The organism is Acinetobacter lactucae, assembly GCF_013344765.1.
Classification (GTDB): Bacteria; Pseudomonadota; Gammaproteobacteria; order Pseudomonadales; family Moraxellaceae; genus Acinetobacter; species Acinetobacter lactucae_A.
The window spans coordinates 1-12,819 of sequence record NZ_JABVBF010000102.1; the positions used below are offsets into that span (position 1 = coordinate 1).

The window sequence follows — 12,819 nt, forward strand, 5'->3', positions numbered from 1 at the left end:
CTCCTCTCACCAAAGCATTTGACAGAAAATTTAAAACATAATACATATAGTATTATATGTTATATGTTAAAACCTAAGGACAAGGTATAAAAAATGGCTAAAACTCAACTACAACACTTTATTAACGGCGAATATGTTGCTAGCAAAGGATCTGATTACTTCGATTTGGTAAGTCCGGTGACTGGTGAAGTTTATGCGCAATCGCCTAACGCAACCGAGGCAGAAGTGGATGCTGCTTACGCTGCTGCAAAAGAAGCATTTAAAATTTGGGGACGCAGTACACCTTCAACGCGTCAAAAAGCATTATTAAATTTGGCAGATGCGATTGAAGCAAATGCAGAGCGTTTAATTGAGGCACAAAGCCGTAATACCGGTCAGTTAAAACACTTAATTGCATCTGAAGAAGTGGGTGCCTCAGCAGATCAGGTTCGTTTCTTTGCAGGCGCTGCCCGCTTACTCAATGGCACAGCTTCAGGTGAATATTTAGAAGGTTTAACCTCTTCGATTCGCCGCGAACCAGTCGGAGTAGTGGGTCAAGTTACACCTTGGAACTATCCACTCATGATGGCTGTTTGGAAAATTGCTCCTGCTCTGGCTGCGGGTAACACAGTGGTACTAAAACCAAGTGATACAACACCAGAAAGTACGCTTTTACTTGCTGAAATTGCAGCACCATTTTTCCCTAAAGGTGCATTTAACGTGGTGTTAGGCCAAGCCCAGGTTGGTTCAAAAGTTGTATCACATAAAACCCCTGCTCTTGTTTCTATTACAGGTTCGGTTCGTGCTGGATTACAAGTTGCAGCTTCTGCCGCAGCAAATTTAGCGAAAGCACATCTTGAACTTGGCGGTAAAGCACCAGTAGTGGTTTTTGAAGATGCTGACCTCGACAAAGCAGTTGAAATGATTGCTTTAACGGGCTATTTCAACGCAGGGCAAGACTGTACTGCGGCAACACGTGTAATTGTGGCTGAATCTGTTCATGATGAATTTTTAGCTAAGCTCATTGAAGCTGCAAAAAATACCCGTTTTGGCGAACCTGATGATCAAGACGCACTTTATGGTCCGCTTAACAATGCCAATCAATTAAAAAATGTTAAAGCCTTTATTGATAACTTACCTGCTCATGCCAAAGTTGAAACAGGCGGTAAACAAGCAGACCGTCCAGGCTTCTATTTTGAACCCACTGTTATTAGTGGCTTAAAACAACACGATGAAGCCATTCAAAATGAAATTTTTGGACCAGTGATTACCGTTCAGAAATTTACAGATGAAAATGATGCGATTGAAAAAGCCAACGACGTTGAATATGGCTTAGCTTCAAGTGTTTGGACCACAGATCATGCCCGTGCAACTCGTCTGTCTCGTGAACTTGATTTCGGTACAGTTTGGATTAACACCCATATTCCTTTAACCGCAGAAATGCCACACGGCGGTTTTAAAAAGTCAGGTTATGGTAAGGATTTATCTGGCTACGGTTTTGAAGAATATACCCGTGTTAAACATGTGATGAGTTCAAACGAATAATAACAATACGTTTTGAAAGGAGATCAAAATGAATAAACAAGAAATGAAAGACTTGGTGTCTAAAGCCCATCACGAGCTATTTAATTTGCACGACACCACTGCTCTGGACCGTTATTTTTCTGAAGACTTTATAGAGCACTCACCACTGGTTGCAAATGGTCTTTCAGGCCTTCGCCAACTGGTAGAAGATTGCCCTGACATGCAACATGAAGCTGTACGTGTATTGGCAGACGGTGACTTGGTTGCGATTCATGGACGCTTTCAGGGCCTAGATGAAAACCCTTTAGTCGGTTTTGATATTTACCGAGTGAAAGACGGCAAAATTGTAGAACACTGGGATGGACTTGTAGCAGAAGCTGCACCGAATGTAAGCGGTAGAACACAGTTAGATGGACCAACTGAAATCGTGACTCACCATGATGCAGAGAAAAATCGTGAGATTGTGACTTCTTTCTTTAAAAAGTCATTAATTGATGGCGATTACGAAGCATTTAAAGAATACACTCATGACGATCAGTTCATTCAACATAGCCCAGATATTGGCGATGGTGTTAAAGCAGTCATTGATTTTTTGAACAATATCCGTAATGAAGGACAAGGTTTGGTATACTCCAAAACGCATCGCTCCATTGCTGATGGTCAATTTGTCTTGACACATTCCGAAGGAAGTATTGCCGGAAATCGACATGCCTATTTTGAATTATGGCGAGTCGATAATGGCAAAATTGTTGAACTTTGGGATGCAATACCAGCTGTGCCTGAAGATGAACAGGCAGTCCATCAATATGGCGTGTTTTAATCATTTATCCGTTTCATTAAGCTAAGTCTCTGACTTAGCTTTTAGAGAATTCGCCATGTCAGCATATACGATAATTTTTGCACCTATCGCTCAGGCAACTCGATCGGAACAAGTTGTAGAACGCTTGGAAAATGCAATTATCTCTGGATTGCTCAAAAGCAATGAACAGCTTCCTAACGAGGCGGATCTAGCTCGCTTAATGGGAGTGTCACCGATTACAGTACGTGAGGCGTTAAATACTTTACGCGTAAAAGGTCTGATTGATACACGACGCGGGCGAAACGGCGGAAGCTTTGTTTGTGAGTTACCTTCCGATTTACTCTTAAACAAACACCCTCTGCGCCAAGCGTCCAATGAATATCTAGCTGATTTAGGCGAGTTTCATAGTGCAATTTTAAGCCATGGTGCATATTTGGCAGCACAAAGAACCACTGAATATGAATTAGGCAAAATCAAAGAACTTATTGATCAATTTGAACAGGCCGTTGAAGCAGACACACGCGCCCAACTTGATTTACGTTGCTTGCTGACACTCACCTCTTTTGCTCAATCAGCTCGACTGGCAAATCAAGAGTTAACCATACAAGCCGAATGGGCACCGCTCATTGCTGTGCTTTATCAAGATGATCAGTTTCATCAATCGGTCGTCGCTCAATACCACCAACTTTTATCATCTTTTGTTCAAGGCAATGAAGATGATGCTGTTATTCAAGCACGAAAAATTATTTCGATGCTAACAGACCAAATGCTTCGATATAAGTTATCTATCGAATAAAAACAATAAAGTAGAGCACTTATAAAGTATCGAGTGAGAAATACGGAATTTTAGGAGTTATAGGAATGACCCAACATTTAGATATAGAAGAGCTTCAAAATTTGTTAAAGACGGTGGTTGAGGAAACGACAGCCATTACAGAAAAACTGGCAACTAAAGCGAGTAAAATTCTCTCAAAACATGAACCTGAAAAAACGAAAGACGTTAAGCTTTCAGGTTCAGAGCGTTCAGCTTTGCAAAAAGAAATTAAAAAGGCATTACAGGAAAGCCATTACAGTCAAGGTATTGGTTTTGCAAGTTATAGCCCTGCAACACAAGAAGAACAAGATTATTGGACACTCGAATGGTGGTATAAAAAAGAAGATCAGTTACAACAAGCCAAACTTGAAAACTATCAAAATGCTCAGCGTTTTTTAGATTTTCGCTCTTTTGAATGGTTCCATAAACCTGCCCAAAACAAAAGTCCGTGCATCCATGGACCCTATGTCGACTATATTTGCAATGGTGCATACACCATCACCCTTGCTCATCCGGTCATGATTCGTGATCAATTTATCGGTGTAATTGCTACCGATATTTTAGTTTCCGCACTCGAAAAAGTTCTTATGCCGAAGCTTAAAAATATTAAACAAAAAGCAATTGTGATTAACGACTCTTCTCGAGTGATTACTTCAAATGACATCACCATCAGAACAGGCACACTATTTAAAGGCCAAAGCCCCGCGCAGGTTCTCTCACTACCGTGTCAATCTTTTCAACTGGTCGTGATCTAGAGTGAAGCCAGAAAGTATAAATATTTGACTTTGCTTTAGGGCATCACCGAGGCAAAACAGCCACCCACTTTTGTACAAACTTTCTTCAAATAGACGTGTTTATTCAGGTCTAGGGGAAGTTTTGGCTCAAAAATAGCATCGCTTTTCCGGATGAAAAGCAAAACAACGAATTTGAGGTTGAAATGACATGGAAAATAAAACGTCTTCCTTAAAAAAACTGTCTCTTTGGCAAGTCACCATTATTGGTATTGCCTACATGACTCCCATGACGGTGTTCGATACTTTTGGTATCGTCTCTGGAATTACCAATGGACACGTACCACTAGCCTATTTACTCGCACTTGGTGCCATGTTACTTACCGCTTGGAGCTATGCAAGATTCAGTAAAAATTCAGAAAAATCAGGCTCGGCATATAGCTATACAGCTGAAAGTTTAGGGCCTAAAAGTGGCTTTTTTGTCGGCTGGTGTTCTCTACTCGACTATCTGTTATTACCTCTCATTAATGTTTTGCTAGCCGCAATTTATCTCACCGCACTTATTCCAAGTCTGCCTTACTGGTTATGGGTAATTGTATCGGCGAGCCTAGTCACTTTGGTGAATTGTTTCCGCATTCGGTTACTCGCCAATTTGAGTCTATTGTTTGTATTTGCACCGATCATCCTTATGGTCATTTTTGTTTATTTGGTGATTAAGGGTATTGGCTCTACTCAAGGTTATGAACATGTACTTACTTTGGCTCCACTCTGGCATGAGCACCAATCTATACTACCACTCGTTGCGGGTGCCTCAGTTTTGTGCTTTTCATTTTTAGGTTTTGATGCGGTTACCACGCTTTCAAATGAAACTAAACAACCTACCAAAAACATCCCCCGTGCGGTCATGTTAACGACTCTCGCTGGCGGACTTATTTTTTTCACAGCCGCTTGGTTTATTCAACTTTATTTCCCAAATAATCTACGCTTTCAGCATCCATCAGAAGCGTTGCCTGAAATTGTGCTTTATGTCGGTGGTGCTTTTTTCCAATCCGTATTCTTATGCGGGCAAATTATGAACACTGTCGCCTCTGGTCTAGCTTCTCATGCCAGTGCGTCACGTTTACTGTATATAATGGGCACCGATAATATTTTTCCTAAAAAGTATTTTGGGACAATTCACATTTCCTTAGGTACACCGTTTTTTTCGGTTTTATTTGTTGGTCTTATTTCGATGTCCGCGGTTTTTCTAGACTTAGCCCAAGTCGTCAGTCTGATTAGCTTTGGTGCGCTAGTCGCTTTTACAGCTGTAAATTTTTCAGTTTTTATGAAGTTTTATATAAAAGATAAACAGCGCTCAGGGTTTAAAAATAAATTTCTGAACCTCTTTTTACCGCTTATCTCTGTGATCAGCATTATTTGCCTCTGGCTTAATCTTGACTCATCTTCACTGATTTTTGGATGTTTCTGGTTAGCTTTAGGTATTCTCCTATTTATCTATAAAACGATTAAAAAACAAAGTATTGCTATTAGTAATGCTTATTAATTTTTAAGGAACTTTTGTCATGAAAATTATTTCTAAACCTCAACTTTTAAAAGACGTGGAATATAAACCAAGTAAATCTCTACAAGTGGGCAAAGAGTGGAGCTGGTTAAATCTAAAACATGCAAAATTTGACGCAACTACTGTAGAAGGCACATCGGTAGATAATCCAGCGAACTACTATGAAAGCTCACTTTCTGATTGGCATACCTTTGACAGTTTAAAAGCTGATATTGAATGCGATGTGGTAGTTATTGGTGGTGGTTTATTAGGTTCATCTACAGCCTTACATTTAGCTGAACAAGGTGTAGAGACTGTTTTATTAGAAAAAAACCGAGTAGGTAGCGCAGCTTCTGGTCGAAATGGTGGACAACTCACCCCTGGTTTAGCTCGTTGGGAAGCCCAAGAAATGGCCGATCGCTTAAGCTACGAAGATGCCAAAAAACTCTGGCATTTTACCTCTACGGAAGCCATGCAGCTGATTGATGACATCTCAGAAAAATACCAGCTCAACTTTGACCGAAAACATGGTCACATTACTGCCGCCGTTCATGAAGGACATTTAGTTGGTTTAACACAAGGCGCCGATGCACGAAAATATTTAGGTGAAGACCATACCCGTATTGTGGGTAAACACGAACTCATGGACTTTATTAAGTCTGACTATTACACAGGTGGTTTAATTGATGAGTTGGGTGGACAAATCCATCCTTTAGCTTTAAACCGCGGTTTAATTTATGGCTTTTGCAAAAATGGCGGTACTGTTTATGAACAAACAGAAGTCCTTTCAATAGAAGAAAAATCAGATGGTATTTATGTTCAAACAGCAAATGCTGTCGTAAAAGCTAAAAAGTCTGTGGTTTTAGCCGTACATCATGCTTCATTTAAACTTTTGTCAGAGCAAAACAATACCACTATCCCTTTCTATACTTATGTTGCAACGACTGCCCCGCTAGAGCTTGATACAAAAGAGCTTTTGCCATTTGGGCATCCAGTTTATGACACTCAGTTCCAGATTGATTACTACCGTCCCGTGTTTAATAACCGCTTATTATTTGGAGGCCAAGGCACAGGAACATGCTGGGGTCCAGAGAAAACTTTAAATTATCTAGAGCATCGCATTAATACCGTGTTCCCGCAAATTAAAAATCTAGAAATGGATTTTGTCTGGAGTGGAACCACTGATTTAACCGTAAATGGCGCTGTCGATAGCCGTAAGTTTGGCAATAAATTCCCAATTTATGCTGTTCACGGCTGGAGTGGTCACGGCGTTGCACAGACTGTACGTATTGGTAAAGCTATTGCGAATGACTTTGTTGGGCAATCTAACGATTTTGAAATGTTATCTAAAATTGATCATCAAAATATTATGTTTGGTCGTACCCTTGCACCCGTTGTTATTCCGCTCGCAAAAAGTATGTATGGCATCGGTGCAATGATTAATCCGGGCAAAATGGTATCTTTCTAATTTATAAAATAACAAATTTTCAAAAAGGGATTCGTATAGCTTTGTACGGATCCCTTTTATTTAGCTGAGTAAAATCCTTTTCAAACTAGGTTATCCCTAACCAATCTATTACAATAGCGCCAGCTTTTTTATTCAGCGCATATATTTTGAGCAATTCATCTTCCCAATTAAAACGCGGACTTAAAAATCGCCATATCCAGTTAATCGCTATGGGTGGTGCTGTCGGGACAGGTTTATTTTTAGGCTCTGCACAAGTCATCCAGTCTGCTGGCCCTTCTATTATTTTAGGTTATGCCATTGTCGGTTTGGTCGCATTTTTAATTATGCGCCAAATGGGTGAAATGATCGTAGAAGAACCTGTGGTTGGTTCCTTTAGTTACTTTGCACAAAAATATTGGGGGAGATTCCCCGGTTTTTTATCGGGCTGGAACTATTGGGTGGTCTATATTCTGGTCGCGATGACCGAGCTGACAGCAGTTGCTAAATATGTGCATTACTGGTGGCCCCACATTCCTGCTTGGATATCAGCCTTATTTTTCTTTGTTTTGGTTACATGTTTGAACTTAGGCAACGTTAAATTTTATGGTGAATCTGAGTTTTGGTTAGCCATTATTAAAGTCGCGGCCGTCATTGCCATGATCGTGTTTGGCTCATATTTATTGCTCACCGCAGGTAGTGATTCTATCGCTAGCTTTGCAAACCTATGGCAGCATGGTGGATTTTTCCCGCACGGGTTCTCGGGCCTATTTTATATGCTCGCCTTCTTAATGTTTGCCTTTGGTGGCATTGAACTGATCGGGATGACTGCTGCTGAAGCCGAAAATCCAGAAAAAAGCATTCCACAAGCCATTAACCAAGTCATCTTTCGAATCTTGGTTTTCTATGTGGCTTCACTTGCTATCATTATGTCGCTCATTCCGTGGAATCAGCTTGACCTCGGTGGTTTAGATAAAAGTCCATTTGTGATGATTTTTAGCCAGCTTGGGATTGGCTGGGCAGCGCATTTGCTTAACTTTATTATTTTGACGGCTGCACTGTCGGTTTATAATAGCGGTATGTATGCAAACAGTCGCATGTTGTATGGCCTCGCTGTACAAGGTCACGCATCCAAAATTTTCACAAAAGTGAGCAAACAAGGGGTTCCAACACCTGCTGTTATCTTTTCTTCTCTACTAATTTTTGGTTGTGTATTACTGAATTATTTTATCCCAGAACAAGCTTTAAGCTATCTCATGTACATGGCCGTGGCTGCACTAGTTTTAAACTGGGCAATTATTAGCTTTACTCATTTAAAGTTTAAACGCGCCATGAAACTTGAAGATAAAGTTGCCAAATTCCCTGCTCTATTTTCACCTTTGAGTAACTATATTGTTTTGATTTTTATTGGCATGATTTTATACATCATGTGGACTCAAGGGTTTGAAAAATCGGTGATTTTAATTCCAATCTGGATTGCTTTTATGTTTGGACTATATAAATTTCTGAGTTGGAAAAAATCAATCTAATCTTTAAAGAAGGCTTATTCAAACAGGATAAGCCTTTTATCATTGAATAGCTCATGTCTTCCTAAGTAACTTCAGAAAATCTCCTCAAAAAAACCCTTCACATTCTATTCATCATTATTGAATTGTTCTCTGCTAGCCACATTGATATGTAAGCCTGAGTCATTCTAAACATTGGTATTTAATGAGATAATTATTAAAGTACAAGTGTTTACATGATCTATAAATATTTGTGTCAATGTTCAGCTAAAATCAAAGCAGACCAGTTATCGTTGCAATCACTCAACAGGCAAAAGATACTCCATCGTAAGACAGGTTCTCTACCCACTTAACTGATTTAGCGCCGTACTGTGTCACTCAATGATGAAAGACAGGAAATTTTATGGAAAAAGCTCTGCAATGTCCTAAGTGTGGTTCTACAGAAATTGAAGCACGTGACCATGACAAATTACTTAGAACAACTGGCGGTGTTTTACTGACAGCTGCTGGCACAACAGCAGGTACGGTAGGCGGTGCAGCAACTGGCGCGACTGTTGGAGCAGCTATTGGTACTGTTGCTGGCCCTTTAGGTGTGATTGTTGGTGGAACTGTAGGGACTTTTGTTGGTGCCATTAGTGCAGGAATTACTGGCGGTGTCGTTGGTAATATTTTTGGTAAAAAAGCAGGCGTGATAATCGATAAAAACATTTTTCAAGACTATCGCTGCTTGAAATGTAAGTATCGTTTTAAGCAAAAGAAGTAAAACAAATTAAGTAGGAGAACTAGTTGCTCTAGCTCTCCTGCCTAACCCAAAAGTTTAATAAACCATCTGGAATAATAATTTTTTATATAGCGCTCCATATAATTAATATATGAAGCAGACTATTTTTAATAAATTAAAAATTTAGCTAAGACTTTAATTTACTTAGCTACAACTCCATCTTGTTGATACTTTGGTGAACGTGGACCATATAGCAACCCCATACCCGGATTATAAGTCGTCGGGGTAAAAAGTTGAGTATTTACCATGCTCGCTAATGGATAAGCCCGATCAGTAAAGCTGCCAGCAATCTGTTCAACTAAAGCACCGACGACCATTCCGATTAAACCCGCATTGCCATCATTACTTGCTTGAACAAGTTTTTTCTCACCTGTCCAAATCACATCTCCAGTTTTTAAATCAACAAGCTTTGCATCAGCACTTACTGTAGCCACACTTTGGATCACTTGGTACTTAGAACCATATTCTTTAATTCGAATATATAAAGCAGCATCTGCACCAAAAATCTCTTGTAATTTCTGAGGTGCAATAGACTGAGCATCACTGCCATTAGTAACACCATTCTCTTTAAACATATTGTCTACAACAGAGATTGGAAAAACGTAATAGCCAGCTTCTGCAACAGGTGCCACCACAGTAGGCCAATAACTATAAGTCGCTTTTACATCAGGCGAATCATTGACTGGTGGCAATACCAAAATCGATTTTGGCATATGAGCTTTATAAGCCGTAATATCTTTATTAGGCGGTGGAGTAACAGCACATCCTGTAAATGCAAGGCTAGAAATAACTAAACCAGCAATTAAAAATTTCTTAATCATGATTTTGTAGACCCACCATTAGCATTCATTTTTTGCAATAAACGATCCATTAAAACCGTAGACTCTGGATATACTTGACGTTCAAGCTGGAAATACTCGATTGCTTTTTGAGAATTATTTTCTTGTAAATATAACAATCCCAAATGAGCATATAAACCTGGTGGAACAGCTAAGCCCTTACCTTTAGTTTTTTCAATTTCAGCTTCTAATTTTGTGATTTGCGAACTTGGTGTAGCTTTCTCAGGTGCGTTATACATCAAATAGGTTTGATGAGTATAAGTTCCCCAATTATATAAAGGTTGAGGACCAGAGGCACACCCAACCAATCCCATGGCAAGAAAACTGCTTAAAAGAATTTTTTTCATTTAACACATATCCAAAATTATTGAATTGACCAACGGTTATTTTGAATATCTGTCACAAGATTATTAACTGCTTCACGAACAGCTAAATCGAGTACTTTGCCATTTAAAGTAGAATCATAAGAAGCTGTAGAGCCAAAACCTAATACTTCACGAGCACCTAATGCATATTCACCTGCACCTTGTACTGAATGCACAACTTCTGATGTTTTTACATCAACAACATTTAAATTAACTTTTGCATAAGCAACTTGCTCTTTACCGCGGCCTAAAATACCAAATAATTGCTGATCACCTACTTCTTTGCGACCAAACTCAGATACGTCACCAGTAATGACATAACGAGCGCCCTTAATAGATTGGTTTGTATTGCTATAACCAACTTCTTGTTTAATTTCAGATAAGTTGTCGCGATTTAAAACTGTAAAATAACCAGTTTGCTGTAAATGTGTCTCAAGAATAGTTTTTGCCTGTCCGCCTAGACGGTCTACATTGTCCGAGAAAACACCTCTCATATAACTAGATCGATTATCAAATTTACCAATCGAAACTGGAGCTTTTACTCCCGTATATTTAATTTGTGATGTAGCTACAGTTACTTGTGGGCTTTGTATCGTTCTTGAAGTTTCAGTAGTTGAACAAGCAATTAAACTGAAAGAACTCAAAGTAGTAATGATTAATATTTTTTTCATGTTTACTCTATAATGATTACAAAATATAAAGAATACATATTATATACAAAAAGACTATCAATTAATCTAACAATTTAACCGTCGAGTAAAAGAATACTCCAACAACTTCTCCCTTTCCCCTACCTTATTTGGATCTAAAAGCTGGATAATTGCCCCATCAATCATAAATAAAATCATGTTTGCATCGGGTTTTAAAGCACGGGTTTCTAGACTAAATATCAACTCAAAAAGCTCTCTAAGCAGCCATTTTCTATATTCATAAGTATATTATACATTGCAATGACAGGAGATAATTCAGACTTATTTACGTCATTACCTGCCGCTATGATTGGTGCAAATTACTCACGTAAATTTGAGTCAGAAGCCGATCTATATGCTTTACAGCTGATGGATAGAAAGCATATAGAAGTCTCGCACTTCGCAAATTTCTTACAACGTTTAAGCGATACAACAGAAGATGGTATCGATAAAAAAAATCTGTCCAACCCACCAACGTCTCAAGAAGAATCTTCAGCTAATAAACTATCTACAGCTGTTCTTGATACTTTATCTTCTCATCCTGCAACTGAAGAACGTATTCGAATGGTTCATGATTTTGAGAAAAAACAACATGCTAAAGATTAAATAGTAGAAAATGAGGATTCAGTCCAAAGACATGATGAAATATAAAGTTAAGCTGAAATCTTAATGCTTAACTCAATCCAAATTTCCATATGAGTTGCTAAGTACTAAAACTTTTTTAAAGTCGCACAAAATAATTTATAGGCTCTACAAATTATTCTATTTAGTGAATTTATGGTCTTTAGGAAGTGGAGCATTACATGGCTGATCCGTCTTTACATCGACCATTTTCACAGGTCCATCGTTGTAGATTGTTACCTTACAGCCTTTTACAACATATTCCTGTTGAATTCCACCATACATTTCATCCTCAGAAACAGCAGATGCAACATCACACGCCTCGTCAGCACGGCATATAGCCTCTTGCCCACCTACCTCTACAGCTTCTGCTCCAGCAGCTTCCATTGCATCTACAGCACTCTCCTGTACTTCAGCATCTACAGCCTGTATTTTTGCTGCATATGTATTTGAAAGATTCATCATAAAAAGAATTGCAAGAAAGAACTTACTAAAGTGATTTATTAAACTCATGAATTATCCATATCTCTTAATTTAAATTCAGGGTATACCGAAATCGATTTTACTTTGCAAGTTAGCGATACAAAGGAGTTAGTATTATAAGGAGCTATTCTACTCATAATTATACATATAGCAGCAATAGTTGACCCGAAAGAATTCTTCAAACAATTACAAGATATTGACCATTATGAGGGTGTAATTAACTAAAAAATAAAAATTAAGCTGAAATCTTAATCTGCTTAACTCAATCCAAACTTTTATATAGGTTTCTAAGTACTAAAAATATTTACATAAAAAAAGCCCCTGCTAAAAGCAGGGACTTTTCGAATTTGGCGTAAACTCTAAATAAAAAACTAAGCCACGATTACCATAACTTAGCTTTTAAAAATAATTTATTTAATGTCTATAAATTCAGGAATAGGTTTTTTCACTTCAAATTTCTTGCCGCCGAATTTTCGCCCAGAAACTTTTGAACTTTAGCTAAGTGGTAAAACTCACCAAGTTTCGTATAGATCGGGTCATTCTTATTTGCTTCAGAAACACCCAATAAGTTCACATAAAACTTTGTAGACTGGTGAAAATAGAATCTTTCAGCACGTTTAAGCAGCCTTCAAGTAGTAATGTAATACCATACAATCGCATCTACATATTGTTCCGCACTTGCCAAAGATATATTGAGTCCAACAT

Annotated in this window: 12 protein-coding genes and 3 pseudogenes; 9 read left to right on the top strand and 6 right to left on the bottom strand. The window is 38.6% G+C overall.

Annotated features, from left to right (window positions below):
• Window positions 1–93 precede the first annotated feature (93 nt).
• From HUN22_RS11190 to HUN22_RS11225, 8 genes are all read left to right on the top strand, one after another.
• Entirely contained in the window at window positions 94–1,524 is a 1,431-nt protein-coding gene (locus tag HUN22_RS11190; RefSeq protein ID WP_174729207.1) for a gamma-aminobutyraldehyde dehydrogenase, read from the top strand.
• Window positions 1,525–1,552: 28 nt separating this feature from the next.
• Window positions 1,553–2,323, top strand: coding sequence for a nuclear transport factor 2 family protein (locus HUN22_RS11195; protein WP_174729210.1), 771 nt, complete (start codon window positions 1,553–1,555; stop codon window positions 2,321–2,323).
• A 55-nt stretch (window positions 2,324–2,378) separates the two neighbouring features.
• A complete protein-coding gene (locus HUN22_RS11200; protein WP_002120532.1) occupies window positions 2,379–3,098 on the top strand; it encodes a FadR/GntR family transcriptional regulator in 720 nt (239 codons plus the stop codon).
• 65 nt (window positions 3,099–3,163) lie between these two features.
• A complete protein-coding gene (locus HUN22_RS11205) occupies window positions 3,164–3,871 on the top strand; it encodes a cache domain-containing protein (protein ID WP_174729213.1) in 708 nt (235 codons plus the stop codon).
• Between the two features lie 187 nt (window positions 3,872–4,058).
• Window positions 4,059–5,390, top strand: coding sequence for an APC family permease (locus tag HUN22_RS11210; protein ID WP_174729216.1), 1,332 nt, complete (start codon window positions 4,059–4,061; stop codon window positions 5,388–5,390).
• A gap of 19 nt (window positions 5,391–5,409) precedes the next feature.
• Entirely contained in the window at window positions 5,410–6,855 is a 1,446-nt protein-coding gene (locus tag HUN22_RS11215) for an NAD(P)/FAD-dependent oxidoreductase (RefSeq protein WP_174729229.1), read from the top strand.
• 146 nt (window positions 6,856–7,001) lie between these two features.
• Window positions 7,002–8,360, top strand: coding sequence for an amino acid permease (locus HUN22_RS11220; protein WP_174729234.1), 1,359 nt, complete (start codon window positions 7,002–7,004; stop codon window positions 8,358–8,360).
• 379 nt (window positions 8,361–8,739) lie between these two features.
• Window positions 8,740–9,099 carry a hypothetical protein gene (locus HUN22_RS11225; RefSeq protein WP_002120526.1) on the top strand — a complete coding sequence of 120 codons (360 nt, stop codon included), beginning with the start codon at window positions 8,740–8,742 and terminating at the stop codon, window positions 9,097–9,099.
• A gap of 158 nt (window positions 9,100–9,257) precedes the next feature.
• On the opposite strand, the gene HUN22_RS11230 is transcribed toward HUN22_RS11225, so the two are convergent.
• The 4 genes and pseudogenes from HUN22_RS11230 to HUN22_RS18160 all read right to left on the bottom strand — a co-directional run.
• Window positions 9,258–9,938, bottom strand: coding sequence for a DUF799 domain-containing protein (locus HUN22_RS11230; protein WP_049837733.1), 681 nt, complete (start codon window positions 9,936–9,938; stop codon window positions 9,258–9,260).
• The gene (locus tag HUN22_RS11235; RefSeq protein ID WP_174729237.1) at window positions 9,935–10,303 is read right to left on the bottom strand and encodes a DUF4810 domain-containing protein; all 369 of its coding nucleotides are present in this window, start codon (window positions 10,301–10,303) and stop codon (window positions 9,935–9,937) included. Before HUN22_RS11235 ends, HUN22_RS11230 begins: the two co-directional genes overlap by 4 nt.
• A 17-nt stretch (window positions 10,304–10,320) precedes the next feature.
• Window positions 10,321–10,992, bottom strand: coding sequence for a CsgG/HfaB family protein (locus HUN22_RS11240; RefSeq protein WP_174729240.1), 672 nt, complete (start codon window positions 10,990–10,992; stop codon window positions 10,321–10,323).
• Between the two features lie 66 nt (window positions 10,993–11,058).
• Window positions 11,059–11,250, bottom strand: a pseudogene (locus tag HUN22_RS18160) (TetR/AcrR family transcriptional regulator); the annotation flags it as partial.
• Here HUN22_RS18160 and HUN22_RS11250 point away from each other — a divergent pair.
• A pseudogene (locus tag HUN22_RS11250) lies at window positions 11,242–11,616 on the top strand (M48 family metalloprotease); the annotation flags it as partial. The pseudogenes HUN22_RS18160 and HUN22_RS11250 overlap by 9 nt on opposite strands.
• A 156-nt stretch (window positions 11,617–11,772) precedes the next feature.
• Here the strand turns inward: HUN22_RS11250 and HUN22_RS11255 are convergent.
• Window positions 11,773–12,096 (bottom strand): hypothetical protein, encoded by a 324-nt coding sequence (locus HUN22_RS11255; RefSeq protein WP_174729242.1) that lies wholly within the window; start codon window positions 12,094–12,096, stop codon window positions 11,773–11,775.
• Between the two features lie 428 nt (window positions 12,097–12,524).
• Window positions 12,525–12,762: pseudogene (locus HUN22_RS18165) on the bottom strand (MetQ/NlpA family ABC transporter substrate-binding protein); the annotation flags it as partial.
• Window positions 12,763–12,819 lie beyond the last annotated feature (57 nt).